Below are 18,684 nucleotides of genomic sequence, written 5' to 3' on the forward strand. Positions count from 1 at the left end.
TATTCATGAATAAACTGGTACTATTCGTCTTTTTGATAATGACAGTTTGCCTTTCCAGTGCGCAAATTTACAAATGGACGGATAGCCAGGGTGTTGTTCATTTTAGTGACAAGCCTCATGAAGGTGCTGAAAAAATAAAAATTCCTGAAGCTCAAAGCTATACACCACCTGCAAATGAAACAGGTGGTTCTTCTGAGCAAGAACAAGAAAATGTGAAGCAGGAAGATCAGGAAAAATACACCAGGTTGGAAATTATTCAGCCACAAAATGAAGCAACAATTCGTAATAATCAGGGTTATGTTGTTGTTGCAGTCCAAATAGAACCTGATTTGTCTCCAGGGGATAATTTGCAGCTTATTTTTGATGGAGCACCTTTAGGGGAGCCACAGCCCAATTTGGTTTTTCAATTGAATGGTATTTATCGAGGATCTCATACTATTGCTGTTCAAGTTCTTAACGAAAAAGGGGATGTGCTTAAAGTCAGCGACAGTATTACAATCTTCATGCACAATCCTCGTGTAGGTATGGGCAAGGGTAGAAAGAAAAACATCATTTCTAATTAATAGAGCAGGTTATGTATGCTAACTTTGTTATCGCCAGCTAAGAAATTATTATCCATATCTAAACCTTATCCTAACGAAACGAGTAATCCTTTATTGCTCGATAAAGCGCTGCAATTGGTTAAAATAATGAAGTCTAAATCTGTGGAACAAATTGCAGATTTAATGGATTTATCAAGACAACTGGCTGAATTAAACTATGTGAGATATCAAGATTTTGATCTTAAAAATAACCCAATAAATCACTCTTATCCCGCTTTGTTTTTATTTCAGGGTGATGTGTATCAGGGACTGAATGCCACTTCATGGAAAGACGAAGAAATAGAATATGCTCAATCTCATTTGGGAATTTTATCAGGGCTGTATGGATTTTTAAGACCTTTGGACAGAATCCAACCTTACAGGCTGGAGATGGGAGTTAATTTAGAAAATCCGGTAGGCAAGACACTCTATGCTTTTTGGAGCGAAATTATTACTAATACTTTAAACCAAATACTGGCAGAGCAGAATAATCCTGTCCTTATTAACCTGGCTTCGACTGAGTATTTCAAAGTGGTGGATGAGAAAAGATTAAGTTATCCCATTGTGACCATCAATTTTTATGAACAAAAAAATAGTGAATTAAAAATGATTGGTATCCTTGCTAAAAAAGCAAGGGGAATGATGGCAAAGTATATAATGCAGAATAGAATAGACTTCCTGGAACAAATTAAAGAGTTTTCTGAGTCGGGTTATTTATTTGATAAAGAAACTTCCAATCCAAATTGTTTGAATTTTATTCGAATCCATTAAATTATTAAAAAGGTATTTGATGTGGAATTTGTCCAGTCGGGTGCATACTCTTAATCATTTTCCCAAGCAAGGTGTAGAGTGCTATGTTAAGAGGGATGATGAATTAGGTTGCGGCATAAGTGGAACAAAGATAAGAAAATACAGCAGCTTAATGCCGTTTCTAAAAATCAAGAGAATTCGCCATCTCATTATAATTGCGGGTGCTCAATCCAATAATTTATTAGCTGCTCTTCAGGTGGCAAGAGAATCTCAATTGAAAGTGACTGCCTTCCTAATAAAGCCCAAACATTTAAAAATCCAGGGTAATTTTAAATTAAGTCTCCTTTTTCTTCATCAAAATGAAATTATCTGGATAAATCGAGAGGAATGGCATCGAGTTAATGAATTCGCTGAGCATTATCTTAAGGGGCTAAGGGAAACCGCTTATATTTTATATGAAGGTGCCAGTGTTCCTGAGTCCATGGAGGGGGCAATGTCGCTTGCCAACGATATCAAGGAAAATGAAAAGGTTTTGGGATTTGCTTTTGATCATATCTTTATTGATGCTGGTACAGGTTTTTCAGCAATTGCTCTCATTAGAGGTTTTAATGAATTACAGCATAAAGGGATTATTCATGTGTTATTGTTAGCGGATAGTGAAGGGGTTTTTAAGAAAAAACTCATGTATTGGTCAGAGGTAAATCCTGATAACTATACTTGTTTTTACCCAACGACAGCGAAATCGTTTGGATCTGTAAATCAAACAATTAAAAAGGAAATCAAACGATTGGCTTACGAAGAAGGTATTCTGGCTGATCCAATTTACTCTGCAAAATTATTCTATGAAGCCAGAAAATATATAGAAAAATACCAATTAAAAGGGAAGGTATTAATTATACATTCTGGTGGAGTTTTAACTATGCCTGGCTTTGATTTTTAGAATAAGCCCATTTCTTGGCAAAAACATAATTTCTGAGTTATAGCGTTTTCCTGATTACAAAATTAAGTTAATCAAGAGTTTTCAGTATATATCAGAACATAATGCGATTTTTTGCTGAATATCTCTGTCTCGATTCTCTACTATACTTATCAATTATAAAAATAAAAACCGTTCTTTTTAAGAAAGTTATCTTATATGGGAGACGAGTATCATGAAAGCAAGAAGGGATCAACAACTCTCTAAATTGCGAATGAGATTTTTTTCAGCGCTCAATCACACATCAAAAATTGACTTACACATGCTTTTTAATGATTTGAAATCAATTCTCACCCTGGATAGTATTGAGCATCTCAAAGAAGGCTCTGTAACATATGCAATCATTCAAGAACTCTTGAAAGAGGATGATGCTCAAAATAAGATTCAATCCTTTTTACAAGGAGCGATCAAGAATGTTATTCATCCGAGTGTTATCAAAGGGCTTACCCCTGATGAAATTAACTGGAATGTTGCCAAAGCATACCCGAAATATTATGAGCATGAGGAATTTCCTGATGTGACTTTTGGTGGCTTTAAAGTACGTGATAGTAGTGAGTTTAAATTTAAGACGAACGTACAAACCTCAATATGGTTCAGCATCAAACCTGATCTTTTTATGCCTTCCAAACAACAGGAAGCTTTAAAAAGAAGAAGAGAACAGTATCCTGGTTGCGAAATTAGAGTAATTTATTCCAGTTCATTGCTAAATACGGAAGCCAACCGCCAGATGAAAGCATTTGCCAAGAAACAAAATATTTCATTAATTGATATCGATAGTGTTAAAACTGATTCACCATTATATCCATTACTAAAAGCCGAACTTGCACACCTTGGAAAGGGAGGAAATCCTGCCGCTGCCTCCGATCTGTGTCGCTGGATCCCTGAGTTATTCAATGAAGGATTTTATGTGGATATTGATCTCCCGGTTGATAGTTCAAAAATAGTAGAAGGGCATCAAATTACAGGAGGAGTTCCAATCATGCTCAATATGGGCTCCATTATCAGTGAACCCATAGCTCCGCATCATAGAAGGCAAGAAGCTGTTTGTATGAACACAGACATTATTGCTTATTCCAATGATAAAAGAACTCAAAAAATGATGGGTACGGTTGCCCGACATTTGAAAAATATATACGATGATCCATATACAGCATTAAAAGACACACCTCTTGCGCAAACGGCTTTTTTTAATAAGTGCCAAGAGGAAAGGAAAAGTATATTTGATTTAAGAAAAGGATTACAGGATGCATTTCGCTCCGATTCATTATTGCAATTATACGACTTTTTAGGGGCAGACAAATTTAAGGAAGTATTTAAATTAAAGGAAGCTCAAAGCAAATACATTAAGGAGCATATTGATGAATTTAGCGAGAAGGATCTGTTGTTAAATTTAATTTCTGATAAACCTTCTGAGATCAGTGAACATACACTTGATCTTGTCAAGGAGAAAGCGAAGTACATAGATATTGCCAAAGAGCACTATTCTGCATTCTATAAACCATTGGTTGAAGAGATTTCAGGTCCAGGTGCCATTTATAATGCTTTAGGCGGAGCGGGCAGTTTTACAACCACTTATAGGCGGCAGACAGGTCCTATGTTGCCAACTACTACATCACGTGTTTTACAGGTATTTTGTGATGCTCATGACAAGGGTCCTTTTGTTTCAGACAATATCGCGCGCTGGCAAACCAATATCAGAGATCTGGGAGTATTGAATCGAGAGGGTTTGAGTTGGTTGCCTTCAGTAGGGTAGTTTGCGCTTTGCTCGCCCGGCATTATCAGCATAGACACTCACCAATAGATAAGAGAACCTATTGGTGAGCAGGTTTTTGTTTTCTCCTTTTTTAGTGTCATCCCCTTGAAATTCAATAGATCAACCCTATATGAGAAGTTAATTATTCGAAACACAACTATTAACGGGGAGATTGTTTAATGGTTAGCAAGCAGCAAACTATGGGATTTCAAACAGAAGTAAAGCAAATGCTTCATTTGGTTGTGCATTCGCTATATAGCAACAAAGAGATTTTTCTTAGAGAATTAATTTCTAATGCTTCTGATGCCTTGGACAAGTTACGATTTTTAGCTTTGTCAAACGGCTCATTGTTTGAAAATGATTCTGATTTGAAAATTAGCATTCAAATTAATGAAAAGCTTCAAACCATTACAATCAGCGACAATGGGATTGGCTTAAGTTGGGAAGAGGCAGTAGAAAATTTGGGAACAATTGCAAAATCCGGAACAAAAGAATTTATTAGTCAATTAACTGGTGAACAGGCAAAAGATTCTCAACTCATAGGACAATTTGGAGTGGGTTTTTATTCCGCGTTTATCGTTGCTGATAAAGTAACAGTTAAAAGTCGCCGCGCCGGATTACAACCTGAAGATGGAATTGTATGGGAGTCTAATGGTGATGGTGAATTTACTATAGGATATGAAAAAAAATCAACTCGTGGTACGGAAATTACTTTGCACTTAAAACCAGAGAATGATGAGTTTTTAAGTGATTGGCGTATTCGTGGTATTATTAGCAAATACTCTGATCATATCTGTTGGCCTATTGTGATGAAAAAACCTTCAGAGGAAGGCAAAGAATCCAAAGAGTTTGAAACAGTAAATAAAGCGACAGCACTTTGGACACTACAGAAATCTGAAATTAGCGAAGAAGACTATAAGCAACTGTATAAACATATTTCTCATGATTACATGGATCCCTTAACCTGGTCTCATAACCATGTTGAAGGAAAACATGAGTACATTACTTTGCTTTACATACCAGCCCATGCTCCATTTGATTTATGGCAGCATGAAGTCAAACATGGACTGAAGCTTTATGTAAAACGTGTATTTATTATGGATGAAGCGACACAATTTTTACCCCGATATTTACGATTTGTAAAAGGGATTGTGGATGCCAGCGACTTGCCACTTAACATTTCTCGTGAAATTTTACAGGATAACAAACAAGTGGAATCTATCCGTGCGGCATGCACCAAGCGTGTTTTATCCATGCTTGAAAAAATGGCTTCCAATGATAATGAAACCTACCAGAAGTTTTGGAATGAATTTGGACTTGTATTAAAAGAGGGACCTATTGAGGATTTCGCTAATAAGGAAGCGATAGCCAAGTTGCTTCGTTTTTCTACTACAGCAAGCGGTAGTGAGAAACAAGAAGTATCGCTCGATGAATATGTTAGTCGTATGAAAGAAGGACAGGATAAAATTTATTATATTACCGCATCGAGCTACAATGCTGCTAAAAATAGTCCTCATTTGGAAATATTCAGGAAAAAAGGAATAGAGGTATTATTGCTCAGTGATAAAGTCGATGAATGGCTTGTTGGTTATATGAATGAATTCGCAGGCAAAAAACTGCAGTCTATTTCAAAAGGTAAGATTGAATTAGGAGATGAAACTTCCGAACAAATTAAAGAACAGGAAAAAACCCTCGAACCATTGATTAAGCACATTAAATCAGTTCTCAATGATCGAGTTAAAGATGTATTGTTAACTAATCGTCTTACTGATTCTCCTGCTTGTGTAGTCGCTGATGAGCAAGACATGGGATTGGAAATGCAAAGAATTTTGCAAGCTGCCGGTCAACAGATTCCAGTGAGCAAACCTATTTTTGAAATTAATCCAGATCATGCCTTGATTAAGCGTTTACACGATATTCAGGATGACAACCAATTTGAATTATGGGTCACTATGCTGTTTGAACAAGCCGTGCTGGCAGAAGGGGGACAATTGGATAATCCCGCTGATTTTGTGAATCGGGTGAACAGACTCCTGGTTTCTTCCTAGATTTCTATAGGACTGGCAAGCAATCCCGGATTAGATAAAGTCATTATCCGGGATGAGTTGAACATAAAATAAAAAGGCTCATTTTGAGCCTTTTTATTTTTAAATTTCCCTTACTCTTCAGTTAAGCGAAAATATTTGGTACCGAAATATCTTTGTAGTTTCTTTCTGATTGTACCACGACTAATACCCAACATCTTGGCTGCTTGTAATTGATTTCCACGACGTTTTTCCATTACTGCTTGTAATAGAGGTGGCTCAACTTCTGACAGTATCATATCATAGAGGTCATTAATTGATTTGGATTTGTTTTCAGCAAGAAAGCGGGTAACCAAACTGTAAACTAAATCCTGTAAACCTTGTTCTTGTTTAGTGGATTGAGTTGTAGCTTGTGTATCAATGACATTCATCTTAACTTCCTTATTATTTAATTAAATCATACAGTCCAATTGCTTACACATGTAAATGAAAGCAAAATTAATTGTACATGAAGGCTAAATGATAATCTAGATTTTCATATCAAAACTATGCATTTTTTTCGGGCAATTCCGCCACTACAAGATCAAAGAGAGAGCAGTCAGACTGACTGGAAGACAGAGATTCCTTTAACTTTGCCAGTTGATTAATCATCGACTGAGGCTGGTTAGGATCATTATGAAAATTTGAAATATATCTTGATAATTCAATTGCATTGCAATCATATTGCAAAAATTCAGGTACCATCATTTTATTGGCTAATAGATTACATAAGCCCAAAAATTTAACTTTAATAAAATACATAGCCACTACATAAGTAAGAAAGGACGATTTGTAAATAATGCACATAGGTTTTTCCAATAAGGCACATTCCAATGAGGCAGTACCTGAAGCCACAATGACGAAGTCAGCGGCAGACATGCATTCTATTGCCTGTCCCTGTATAAAAGTAACAGCAAGATTCTGATTGCTAAAATAAGCTTTTACTTTATCAGAATTGATAGTTCCAGCTATCGGGACTATAAATTGTAGTTTGGGGTTGTTTTGAGTCAGCAATTTTGCTGTATTGACTAATATGGGCATATGGCGTTCAATTTCAGAATTACGACTCCCTGGAAGCAATGCAATAATTGGCTCGTTTAAGGGTAATCCCAGGGAAGTTCTGCTCGAATGTTTATCCTTGGCAGATGCTATTTTTTTTACTAAAGGATGCCCTACAAAACTGACAGGAACACCTGCATTTTCATAGATAGTCTTTTCAAATGGGAAGATGACAGCCATTCTGTCGATGCAATCTTTAATAAGATGGATACGTTTGCCTTTCCATGCCCATATTTGAGGGCTGATATAATAGAGAATTTTGAGTCCCAGTTTTTTCTTTGCATACTTGGCCAATCTCAAATTGAAAGCAGGGTAATCTACCAAAATCAGCAAATCAGGTTTTTGTTCGCTTAGATGCTGTTTGATATCCTGAAAGGCTTTTCGGAATATTTTCAGAAAAGGAATTATTTCAGTCAAACCAGTTACAGCATAACGCGTTAAATCTGAAATTAAATGAACCCCAGAGGCCCTTAAGTGTTTTCCACCAATTCCACTGATTTCCAGATTCGGATAAACTGCTTTTAATTGCTTTACCAGCTCGGCAGCATGGTGGTCGCCAGATTCTTCACCTGCCACTATGACAACACGACTAGCATTCAGCATAGCGTTCTACAAGGTTATTATTAATTAGAGCAGTGATTTGTTCGGCCGTTTTCAGGGCATCTCTTCCTTCCTCACCTGTAACAAGAGGCATGCTATCATTTTCTATGCAATTCAAGAACGCTTTGATTTCCTCCAGTAATGCATCTCCTTTTTCAAATTCCCTTTGATCTCTAGTGATATCAGGTATTCCTGGAAACATTTCTCCCGTGCCCTTTTTAAATACAGCAAGCTGTTTATTTTGATAATCAATGGAAATATAAGAATTCTCTTGAAAGATTCTTGTTTTTCGTTCCGTTTTAAAACTGATTCTACTCGCTGTCACATTCGCCACGCAGTGATTAGCAAAGGTTATGCGTGCATTGGCTATATCAATTGCTTTTGTTAATACCGGTGCTCCTTGAGCCATAATGGATTTAATAGGGCTCTGAACTATATTTTGAATGATGTCTATGTCGTGAATCATCAAATCCAGTATTACGTTTACATCAGTTCCACGGGGGTTAAATGGGGCAAGCCTTTGAGACTCTATAAATAATGGTAATTCCAGATATTCGTCCAAGGCAAGGCGAGCGGAATTAAAGCGCTCTAAATGGCCTACTTGCAACTTCACTTGATGTTGTTTTGCAAGTCGAATCAATTCCTCAGCCTGAGACACTGTCTCAGTAATCGGTTTTTCTATCAGGACATGTATCCCATGCTGTAAACAGAGTTTCGCGATTTCAAAATGCTTGTTGGTAGTCGCTGCAATACTGACAGCATCAACTTTGCCAAGCAAGTCATGGTAATTGATGTATGCTGGAACATTTAACTCACTGGAAACCGCTTCACAAACTGTAGAATTTACATCACATACTGCAACTAACTCTGCGTTAGGAATTAGTTGATATTTTTGGGCATGAAATCTGCCAAGATAACCAACACCAATAACTGCACAACGAATTTTCTTCATCTGATCATCAATTGATAATTATTTGTACTTATGATCGCATTTCCTTAGTGATAAATCAATTGTATTTCCTATGGTTATCATGCCAGGCAAGTAGTAATTGAGACATTTTAAACTCTAATCAAACTCTTCAGACTGGTTTAAATCCAAGAAGTCGATTCTTGACTTGCACTTACATTCAATCGATATTATCTTACGCTTAATTCTTTGCAGAGAGCAATTGTATGAATTCAGAGCTAAAAATATTGATAGCTGGGGTTGATGAGGTGGGGAGAGGGCCACTTGCAGGCCCGGTTGTCACTGCAGCCGTAATTTTAAAAAAACCTATAGATGGGCTTGCCGATTCAAAAAAATTAAGCCCAAAACAAAGAAATTTATTAGCAATTAAAATAAAGGAAGAAGCGCTAGCTTTCGCATATGGGCGATCAGAAGTAGAGGAAATAGATCAATTAAATATTCACCATGCTACTTTATTAGCTATGCGAAGGGCAGTAGAGGCTTTAACCATTCAGCCAGATAGTGTCGTTGTCGATGGAGCCTTTACTCCTCAATTGAATATACCATGCAAGGCTATTGTCCAGGGAGATAGCTTGATACCAGAAATTAGTGCGGCATCAATACTTGCCAAAGTATTGCGTGACGAAGAAATGATAGAATTTGATAAAATATATCCAGGCTATGGTTTTGCAGAACATAAAGGGTATGCAACTCCTGTTCATAAAGAAGCTCTAGTGCGTTTGGGGCCATGTAGAATTCATAGAAGAAGTTACTCGCCTGTTGCCGATTTGATTTCAAAATGAAACTGGACTTAGGACTCCCGCAATCTCTTTGTTAAAAAATGTTTTTAATTCAGTCTTTTAGTTTATCCAAACTCCCTCATTAAAAACATTTTTGCTTTGACCTTGGGGTTTTTCGTCCAGTGAAATTCTGATTAGTATTAATTTGGGAAAATACCGCTCAAATAAAAATACATAAGAAATAGCTTTTAAACTTTAATAATACGATTTATGTAAATCAGGGCATAAAAATTAAATTAATTTAAGCTATTAAATAATATTCTGTGTGAGCTTATCGACATTAAAATTCCAAAGCTTGCCAGGAAAGTTACCATAGCTGTACCACCATAGCTGACAAGAGGGAGTGGTATACCTACAACCGGAATAATCCCCATAACCATACCAATATTGACAAATGCAGACAGGAAAAAGGTCATGGCAAGGCTGGCTGAAAGAAGGCGAGTATAAGTGGTTTGTGCATTATTGGCGATATTTAAACTGCGTAAGGAAATTAAGACTATCAGTGCAATAATAGCAAAGCCGCCTGCAAATCCAAATTCTTCCCCACTTACTGCAAAAATGAAATCAGTAGCATGCTCTGGTAAGAAATTAAGGTGTGATTGGCTACCCTTTAACCACCCTTTGCCCATTAGTCCTCCCGAGCCAATGGCAATTTTGGATTGAATAATATGATAGCCAGCTCCTAGTGGATCCTGTTCAGGATCAATTAAGGTATACACCCTTTGTTTTTGGTAGTCATGCATCAAATTCCAGACCACAGGAATTGCAGAGCACATCAGCAAGGCAATTAATAATATGATTTTAAAACGTATTCCTGCCAAAAATACTACACATAAACCGGCAACAGTAACCATAATTGCAGTGCCTAAATCGGGTTGTTTTGCAATAAGAAGAGCCGGAATAAAAATAATCAGAGAAGCAATACCAATTGAGCGTAGACTGCTTGGATGGGATTGTCGGTCGAAAAACCAGGCTGCCATCATAGGTACAGCCAGCTTCATAATCTCGGAAGGTTGAAAACGAAATAAGCCCAGTTCTAACCAACGTTGAGCTCCTTTACCAATTTTACCCATTAGCATGACTGCAATTAACAGGCTTAACCCAACCCCATAAATCCATGGAGTCCAAATTTTATATTTGTGGGGCGGGATAAATCCCAGTACAAACATGATTAAAAAAGCAAAGAGCAGCCTCATGGATTGGCGCATGATCATGCCCATATTGGCATTGGAAGCGCTATATAGTATCAAGAGTCCGAAGGCAATAAGAGTAAGTATTAATCCAAGTAATGGAAAATCCAGGTGAAGGGACTTTGCTGTAAAACGATATACGGGCTTAGTCGTTTGTCTACTCATGGTGTTTTCTTAATAGGATAAAGTTCATAATAAGTGTCAAGTACTTTGCGTGCTACAGTGGAAGCGATGGTATCATTTTCAACTACCACGGCAATGGCAATTTCCGGTTTTTCTACAGGAGTAAATGCAATAAATAACGAATTATCCCTCAAATGCTCAGGTATGTCTTCGTATTTTGCCTTTTCATACTGTCTACCACTGTATACTTGTGCTGTACCTGTTTTTCCTGCTACCGGGTAGGGAGGATTTCTGCCAAAACGATAACCGGTACCTTCATTACTCGTGAGTACGCTATGCATCGCATCAATAACAACATCCCAATTTGCTTCATCTCTCAGGGAAACCGGATATTCTTCAAAAGGTTTGTATTCTTCTGTCTCATTGGTGTCGCTGTTTACTGTTTTTATCAGTAGATGAGGTCTAAATCGTTGTCCATGCTGACTTAGGGAGGCTGTGGCATTGGCTATTTGCAAAGGAGTCGCCAGCATAAATCCTTGTCCTATTGCAGAAATAAGAGTATCTCCAGGGTACCATGATACACCTTTTGTTTGTCTTTTCCAGCGAGCGCTAGGTATTACTCCATTAGCTTCTTCGTGAAGATCAACATGAGTTAATTGTCCCAAACCAAATTTGACAAGCATGTCTTCAATGTTAGAGATTCCCATTTTATTACCTAACTGGTAAAAGAAAGTGTCACAAGAAACGGTAATCGCTCGTTTGAAATTAATGACCCCATGACCTGTTTTTTTCCAGTCGCGGTAAATATGACTGGAAGTAGGAAGTTTGTATTTACCAGGGTCATATATTTCAGTGGTCGTGGTAATGAAGCCTTTATCCAAACCAGCCAGCCCAACAAACGGTTTGATTGTTGATGCAGGCGGGTACACACCTCGAACTGCCCGATTAAAAAGAGGGCGTTGGAGGGCATTGGATAACACTTTATAATCTGTTTTACTGACTCCACTGACAAAGATATTGGGATCAAAACTTGGAGAACTCACCATCGTAAGTATTTCACCATTCCGGGAGTTTATGACTACTACTGCACCGCGTTTGTCTTTCAAGGCATTATAAGCCGCTTCCTGAAGTCGGGCATCAATGCTTAAATACAGTTTTGCTCCTGAATGGGGATTGACTTTATTTATTATTCTTAAAGTGCGGCCACTAACATCAGTTTCTACCATTTGATAACCCACTTTACCATGGAGAATGTCCTCATAGTACTTTTCAACACCGGCCTTACCAATAAAATTGGTAGCGCGATAATTAGTAGAGTTTACTTGTTTTAATTCCTGAATATTAATTCTTCCAACATATCCCAAAGCATGGGCAGTGATCTCACCAAGAGGATAATGACGCATCAATCTGGCTTTAATGCTAACTCCTGGAAAATGATACTGATTGCTGGCGAAGGTTGCTACTTCCTCCTGGCTTAATTTTAATTTGACAGGTATGGGGACAAAAGAACGATTTTGTAATCTGGTTTTATTGAAATTATCGATGTCTTCGTCTGTGATTGAAGGAAGTAACTCTCGAAGTTTAGTCAAAGTTTGTTTCATGTCTTTAACACGTTCGGGAGTGATTTCAAGGACATACACAGGTATGTTTTCAGCGAGTAATACTCCATTCCTATCTAAAATAACTCCTCTTGGGGGAGCAATGGGTATCACACTCATTTGATTTTTTAAAGACAAGGTCTGATATCGTTTAAACTCTGATATTTGGAGGAAGGCCAATCTTAAAATCAGTATTAAAGATAAAATAATCAGAATGGCAATTAATAGATTAAGTCTAAATCGTTGATGTTGGGATTCAGCGCGATAGTTTTTAAATGATTGATTCCGATACATCGCAGAAAATGTTGTCTGACAAAACAAAAGTAGGAATAGTAACTGAAATTACAGATTTTTACCAATTATAAAATGCTTATTCAGCCTGTTATTTCTATTTTTGAGATTAGGGTTGTGTTTTTCTATGTATGCAGAAGCAGTGTTATAAAAGACTGTGTGCACCCTATTTATGATAGGGATGGTTGTTAATGATAGACCATGCTCTATAGAGGGATTCCAGTAAAATAATACGAACCAGGGGGTGGGGAAGGGTTAGTTTCGATAATGACCAGCGTTCATCGCAAAGAGTCAGTATTTCATTGGACAATCCTTCTGGACCACCTATTATAAAACAAAGATGACTTGAAATTTGTTGTAATTGCGTCAACTTAAGTGCCAACTCCTCGCTACTAAAGGATTTTCCCAGCATGTCCAGGGCTATAAGGCGAGCATTGGCAGGAAGCGCATCTTTAATGAAAGCACTTTCCTTTTCCAGTATTCTTGCTAAATCCGAGGATTTATTACGACGCAGCAAAGGGATTTCGGTGAGCTTTATCTGAATTCCATCATGAAATCTCTTTGCATATTCATTAACTCCTGAACTAACCCAGTCGGGCATTTTATTGCCGAGAGTGACAATGGTAATTTTTAGCATAGTTAATATCAGGGCTTACTTGGGTGTTCTTCCCATAATCCTTCAAGGTTATAAAAATGTCTGTATTCTGGTTGCATGACATGCAATATGATGTCCCCAAAATCAATTAAAGCCCAATCACCATTTTCTATTCCAGTAGAACTCAAGCAAGGCAGACCAGCAACTTTCATATCTTCAAGAACTTTTTGAGCTATGGATTTAACATGTCTGGATGAACGGCCTGAGGTGATGACCATAAAATCAGTGATTGTTGTTTGTTTATGCACATCAATGATCTTGATGTCTATCGCCTGGATGTCTTCAAGAGATTTTAACAGTTTTTCTAGCGTAGGATTCTTTTCAAGCATAACTAAGTTATATTCCGTCAAAAGGGTTGAATAATATCAACAATTGATTTGTATAAAAAGAGTTTTAGTTTTCCAGTCTTGGAAACTAAAACGTAAAAATCTAATCATTGTTTTTCACATATCTGAATGTGAGTTAGTAAAAATTTAATCACAGCAAACAATACTAGGCAGCCTAAAGTAGCAATGAACAATATACTGAGTTGTTGAGTAAATGCTGTAGCGTAGAGTGTTTTTAGAACAATTACATTGGTCTCTCCAGTAGGAATGGCGGTTAGGTCGGCTAATTTTCCCGAAAGGAATCCTCCTATTCCTAATGAAACGAAAAAGATGCCCATCATGGTGCTTACCTTATTTTTGTCAGCGAGTACAGTTATTGCTGACAATCCTACCGGGGAAAGCAGTAATTCAGCCAAAGAGATCATCAGATAGGCAGGGATGATAAGAAGAGGTGAAATCAAAATGGATTTATCAACCGCACTACTTACAAATGCAATAATTGAATAGGCGATGGTCATGAATACCATGGCAAGCACAAATTTTTTCCCGGTACTTAAGCCTCTTTCAATCATTGTAAGATTATTATGTTTTTTAGCAAGAAAATAACCAATAATTAACATGCCAATACTTTGTACAGTGATGTAATAAGGTGGTGGGAAATCGATACCTAAAAAGCTTGGCTCGACCACTCGCGCAATAAATAATGTTAAAGACATGAACATCTGAAAATAAAATGCCCAGAAAATAACGGAGATGATGCATAATAAGCCGATAACTAATGTTTGTCTGGATTGATTTGCACTTTCACGATTTACTGAATATAAAATGTAACTGGCTGAGAAAAGGACCACAAGTCCAAACATAATATTTGCCAGCTGAGGTGAACTTAAAATATAAAATGATAAAGCCCATAACATAACCAATAACACAAAAGCTGAAATGATTTTACCTGGATGGAAAATAAATGGGTTATAATCCTTAATTTTGTACTGATGTATTCCAAATAAAAATACTGCAAACGCAATGATTAGCCCGATTGATGCACTGGTGAAGGAAGCAGACCAGCCAAAATGCTCGTTAAATTTGCTTGGCAGTGTTGTTCCAAGGATTATTCCTGTCGTAATGCCCATATAAAAAATAGTAAAACCACTTTCTCTTTTTGTTGAGCCTACTGGATATTCATTACCTAGTAATGAAGAAATGTTAGGTTTTAATAAACCTGTTCCTACAGCGACTCCTGCAAGTGAAGATGTTAATGCTAGAGAATTATCTATCAACGACAACATGCAGTAACTTAAAAACAGGACAATAGCACCCAACAATATAGCGCGTTTTTGACCTATTAACTTATCAGCAATCCAGCCACCTACTAATGGTGAGAGATAGGTGAGCGCTGTGAATGATCCTACTAAAGAATAGATTTCTTTGTCAGGCCATTTAAAATGTAAAGCCAAATAAAGTGCTAATAAGGATTGAACTGCGTAAAAACCATAACGTTCCCACATTTCAGTTGTAAAGTAGATGCGCAGAGATTTTGGATGTTTTTCCATATTTTAAGTGACTACGATCAAATTAATTTATTAAATAAAAATTATATCATATAAAAAACACTATGAATATTGATTAATCATTTCATCCGGTTTTTCTCAACTCATTTGATTATCTCATTCCAGCAAGTAGTTGACTGGTGTATGATGCTAAAAATTTTTTAAATCGCTATTTGAAGAGAAATAATAACTGAGGTTTTCATAGCAAGAAGGAGTATTCTTGATGAACAAGGACAAGAATAAACGTGTTATTTCTGCCCCTAGAGGTACCGAAATTCAAGCTAAAAGTTGGTTAACTGAAGCGGCATTAAGGATGATTTGCAATAATTTGGATCCCAATGTTGCAGAGGATCCTGATTCTTTGATTGTTTATGGTGGTTTGGGCAAGGCTGCCAGAAACTGGGAATGTTTTGATGAAATTGTTCATGTATTGAAATTACTAAATAATGATCAGACTTTGCTCATTCAGTCCGGAAAACCTGTTGGAGTATTTACTACCCATGAAGAGGCTCCCAGAATACTAATTGCCAACTCCAATTTGGTACCACGCTGGGCTACCTGGGAGCATTTTAATGAACTGGATAAGAAAGGCTTGATGATGTATGGTCAGATGACTGCGGGCAGCTGGATTTACATCGGTTCTCAAGGCATTGTACAAGGGACTTATGAGACATTCGTTGCAGCAGCTAAAAAACACTATCAGGGCGATTTGTCCGGGCGTTGGATTTTAACAGCGGGTTTAGGGGGAATGGGTGGGGCCCAACCCCTAGCTGGAACTATGGCTGGTGCCAGTGTTCTGGCTGTAGAATGTGACAGGCAAAGGATTGAGAAACGTTTACAGACAAAGTATCTGGATCGGTACACTGATAATTTAAGTGAGGCATTAGACTGGATTAATGAATCCTCTCGCTGTAAAAAGCCAGTTTCAGTAGCTGTTTTGGGAAATGCTGCTGAAATATTTCCTCAACTGGTTAAGTTGGGAGCTCAGCCTTCCCTGGTTACCGATCAAACCAGCGCTCATGATCCGCTCAATGGCTATTTGCCATTAGGATGGACATTGGAACAAGCTATTGAAATGAGAAAAAAATCACCTGAAGAGGTTGTTGATGCAGCCAAGAAATCGATGGCTGTTCAGGTGCATGCAATGCTTGAGTTTCATAATAGAGGTATTCCTGTCTTTGATTATGGCAATAACATTAGGCAAATGGCATTTGAAGCAGGGGAAAAAGAGGCTTTTTCCTTTGAGGGATTTGTACCTGCTTATATCAGGCCATTATTTTGTGAAGGGATTGGACCATTTCGATGGGTTGCATTGTCAGGTGATCCAGAAGATATTTATGTAACGGATGAGAGAGTAAAACAGTTAATTCCTGATAATCCTCATTTGCATCATTGGCTAGATATGGCTAAGGAAAAAATTTCATTTCAAGGATTACCAGCAAGAATATGTTGGGTGGGGTTAAAAGACAGAGCACGGCTTGCCTTGGCTTTCAATGAGATGGTTAAAAATAAACAAGTTAAAGCACCTATTGTCATTGGGCGTGACCATTTGGATTCTGGTTCTGTGGCCAGTCCCAATCGCGAAACAGAAGGTATGCTGGATGGCAGTGATGCTGTTTCCGATTGGCCTTTGCTTAATGCACTATTAAATTGCGCCAGTGGAGCTACCTGGGTCAGCATTCATCATGGAGGAGGGGTAGGAATGGGCTTTTCACAACATGCTGGTGTCGTGATTGTTGCTGATGGGACAGAAAATGCGGCTAAACGATTGGCTCGTGTGCTACACAATGATCCAGCGACAGGGGTAATGAGACATGCGGATGCAGGTTATCAACTTGCCAAGCAATGTGCCAAAGAGAATTCGCTTTGGTTACCCATGGAATCTTAAAAGGAGCCTGTTTATGTCAGAACGTTTTATATTGCAGCCTGGGCAATTATCGCTACTTTCTATTAAGCAAATTCTAGATGAGGGTCAATCTTGCGTTCTCGCTGAGAGCGCTTTTGAATTAATAAGTGCTTCTCATCAAACTGTTAAAAAAGTAATTGATGAAAAGAAAACGGTATATGGAATCAATACAGGTTTTGGTTCTCTGGCGAATCAGAGAATTTCCGCAGATTCTTTGAAGGAGTTGCAGCGTAATATTGTACTTTCTCATGCTTGCGGAACAGGTAAGTTGTTGCCGGATGAAGTGGTTGCCTTGATTTTACTTTTGAAAATTAATAACTTGGCTCAAGGGTATTCCGGGGTTAGGTTGGAATTAATCAATGCCTTGATTGCGTTGTTTAATCATAAAATATATCCATGCATCCCTTCTAAGGGTTCGGTTGGTGCGTCTGGAGATTTAGTTCCGCTTGCACATTTGTCTTTACCTTTGTTAGGGGAGGGTGAAGTAAGACATCAAGGACAAGTTATCAGTGCTGAGGAAGGATTAAAACGGGCTGGATTGAAGCCGCTTGAATTGGAAGCCAAAGAAGGATTAGCACTTCTTAATGGGTTACAGGTATCTACCGCTTTAGCATTGTCTGCCCTGTTTATTAGTGAGACATTGTTTGAAACAGCTATTATTTCCGGCAGTTTATCAGTAGATGCTGCTAGTGGAAGCGATGTGCCCTTTGATGACAGAATACATCAAATTCGCGGACATCAAGCTCAAATTTCTACTGCTGGTATGTACAGAAATCTATTAGCAGGCAGTCAAATTCGAGAGTCACATAGGCATTGTCATCGTGTCCAGGACCCTTATTCTTTAAGATGTCAGCCGCAAATTATGGGCGCAGTTCTTCATCAGATGGAGTTTGTTGGACAAACTCTTCAAGTAGAGGCTAATGCAATTTCCGATAATCCTCTCGTTTTTGCAGAGCAGGGTGACATTTTGTCTGGGGGAAATTTTCATGGTGAAATCATTGCCATGGCTGCTGACAATTTGGCATTGGCATTGTCTGAGATAGGTGGTAGTGCAGAACGCCGAATTGCTTTATTAATTGATAAAAATTTTAGTGGATTACCCGCCTTCCTGGTTAGAGAAAGCGGCTTAAATTCCGGCTTTATGATTGCACATGTAACTGCTGCTTCTTGCGCCAGCGATAACAAAGCGCTTGCTCATCCACACTCTGTAGATAGTTTGCCTACCTCGGCAAATCAGGAAGATCATGTTTCTATGGCAACTAGTGCCGCACGTCGATTACATGAGATGATTGATAATACTTCAACTATTCTTGCTATTGAATTATTGGCAGCTTGTCAAGGGTTAGAGTTTCATAAGCCTTTAAAGACATCGCCGCAATTGGATAAAATTTATCGAAGCGTAAGAAGTGTGGTTAAAGAATATGATAAAGATCGCTACTTTGCGCCTGATATAGAAAAAATAAAACAGAAGATTTTAAATAAGGATTTTTCGTTACTCACGTTAACGAGTGAATAGCAGG

At 37.9% G+C, this 18,684-nt stretch carries 16 protein-coding genes; 8 read left to right on the forward strand and 8 right to left on the reverse strand.

The features are described 5' to 3' along the window. Positions 1 to 5 precede the first annotated feature (5 nt). From EL201_RS06940 to htpG, 5 genes are all read left to right on the forward strand, one after another. Positions 6 to 563, forward strand: a complete 558-nt coding sequence (locus EL201_RS06940) for a DUF4124 domain-containing protein (protein WP_027221549.1) — start codon at positions 6 to 8, stop codon at positions 561 to 563. Between the two features lie 15 nt (positions 564 to 578). After that, on the forward strand, positions 579 to 1,352 hold the full coding sequence (gene yaaA, locus EL201_RS06945) for a peroxide stress protein YaaA (RefSeq protein WP_027221550.1): 774 nt from the start codon (positions 579 to 581) through the stop codon (positions 1,350 to 1,352). Between the two features lie 19 nt (positions 1,353 to 1,371). Next, on the forward strand, positions 1,372 to 2,271 hold the full coding sequence (locus tag EL201_RS06950) for a pyridoxal-phosphate dependent enzyme (protein WP_027221551.1): 900 nt from the start codon (positions 1,372 to 1,374) through the stop codon (positions 2,269 to 2,271). A 211-nt stretch (positions 2,272 to 2,482) separates the two neighbouring features. After that, positions 2,483 to 4,060 (forward strand): glycosyltransferase family 88 protein, encoded by a 1,578-nt coding sequence (locus EL201_RS06955; RefSeq protein ID WP_027221552.1) that lies wholly within the window; start codon positions 2,483 to 2,485, stop codon positions 4,058 to 4,060. Between the two features lie 179 nt (positions 4,061 to 4,239). Further along, positions 4,240 to 6,108, forward strand: a complete 1,869-nt coding sequence (htpG, locus tag EL201_RS06960; protein WP_027221553.1) for a molecular chaperone HtpG — start codon at positions 4,240 to 4,242, stop codon at positions 6,106 to 6,108. Between the two features lie 110 nt (positions 6,109 to 6,218). Here the strand turns inward: htpG and EL201_RS06965 are convergent, their stop codons facing one another. From EL201_RS06965 to EL201_RS06975, 3 genes are all read right to left on the reverse strand, one after another. Further along, on the reverse strand, positions 6,219 to 6,515 hold the full coding sequence (locus EL201_RS06965; RefSeq protein ID WP_010947100.1) for a helix-turn-helix domain-containing protein: 297 nt from the start codon (positions 6,513 to 6,515) through the stop codon (positions 6,219 to 6,221). Between the two features lie 115 nt (positions 6,516 to 6,630). Then, positions 6,631 to 7,785, reverse strand: a complete 1,155-nt coding sequence (lpxB, locus tag EL201_RS06970) for a lipid-A-disaccharide synthase (RefSeq protein WP_027221554.1) — start codon at positions 7,783 to 7,785, stop codon at positions 6,631 to 6,633. Further along, on the reverse strand, positions 7,772 to 8,734 hold the full coding sequence (locus tag EL201_RS06975; RefSeq protein WP_027221555.1) for a Gfo/Idh/MocA family protein: 963 nt from the start codon (positions 8,732 to 8,734) through the stop codon (positions 7,772 to 7,774). The genes lpxB and EL201_RS06975 overlap by 14 nt, the downstream gene beginning before the upstream one ends. 221 nt (positions 8,735 to 8,955) lie before the next feature. Here EL201_RS06975 and rnhB point away from each other — a divergent pair, with 221 nt between their 5' ends. Then, positions 8,956 to 9,531 (forward strand): ribonuclease HII, encoded by a 576-nt coding sequence (rnhB, locus tag EL201_RS06980; RefSeq protein WP_027221556.1) that lies wholly within the window; start codon positions 8,956 to 8,958, stop codon positions 9,529 to 9,531. Positions 9,532 to 9,764: 233 nt separating this feature from the next. On the opposite strand, the gene rodA is transcribed toward rnhB, so the two are convergent. From rodA to EL201_RS07005, 5 genes are all read right to left on the reverse strand, one after another. Further along, on the reverse strand, positions 9,765 to 10,883 hold the full coding sequence (gene rodA, locus EL201_RS06985) for a rod shape-determining protein RodA (protein WP_027221557.1): 1,119 nt from the start codon (positions 10,881 to 10,883) through the stop codon (positions 9,765 to 9,767). Beyond that, positions 10,880 to 12,733: a penicillin-binding protein 2 gene (gene mrdA, locus EL201_RS06990; protein ID WP_027221558.1), complete on the reverse strand. Its 1,854-nt coding sequence runs from the start codon at positions 12,731 to 12,733 to the stop codon at positions 10,880 to 10,882. Before mrdA ends, rodA begins: the two co-directional genes overlap by 4 nt. A gap of 163 nt (positions 12,734 to 12,896) precedes the next feature. Next, entirely contained in the window at positions 12,897 to 13,367 is a 471-nt protein-coding gene (rlmH, locus tag EL201_RS06995) for a 23S rRNA (pseudouridine(1915)-N(3))-methyltransferase RlmH (protein WP_027221559.1), read from the reverse strand. A gap of 8 nt (positions 13,368 to 13,375) precedes the next feature. Continuing rightward, positions 13,376 to 13,714, reverse strand: coding sequence for a ribosome silencing factor (gene rsfS, locus EL201_RS07000; protein ID WP_027221560.1), 339 nt, complete (start codon positions 13,712 to 13,714; stop codon positions 13,376 to 13,378). A 104-nt stretch (positions 13,715 to 13,818) separates the two neighbouring features. Then, positions 13,819 to 15,261 (reverse strand): peptide MFS transporter, encoded by a 1,443-nt coding sequence (locus EL201_RS07005; protein ID WP_027221561.1) that lies wholly within the window; start codon positions 15,259 to 15,261, stop codon positions 13,819 to 13,821. A 220-nt stretch (positions 15,262 to 15,481) separates the two neighbouring features. Here EL201_RS07005 and hutU point away from each other — a divergent pair, with 220 nt between their 5' ends. Together hutU and hutH are read left to right on the forward strand one after the other, a co-directional pair. Beyond that, the gene (gene hutU, locus EL201_RS07010) at positions 15,482 to 17,146 is read left to right on the forward strand and encodes a urocanate hydratase (protein ID WP_027221562.1); all 1,665 of its coding nucleotides are present in this window, start codon (positions 15,482 to 15,484) and stop codon (positions 17,144 to 17,146) included. Positions 17,147 to 17,159: 13 nt separating this feature from the next. Then, complete coding sequence (gene hutH / locus EL201_RS07015) at positions 17,160 to 18,680, forward strand: histidine ammonia-lyase (RefSeq protein ID WP_027221563.1); 1,521 nt, start codon at positions 17,160 to 17,162, stop codon at positions 18,678 to 18,680. Positions 18,681 to 18,684 lie beyond the last annotated feature (4 nt).

It is taken from the genome of Legionella pneumophila subsp. pascullei (assembly GCF_900637585.1).
GTDB classification, from domain to species: domain Bacteria; phylum Pseudomonadota; class Gammaproteobacteria; order Legionellales; family Legionellaceae; genus Legionella; species Legionella pascullei.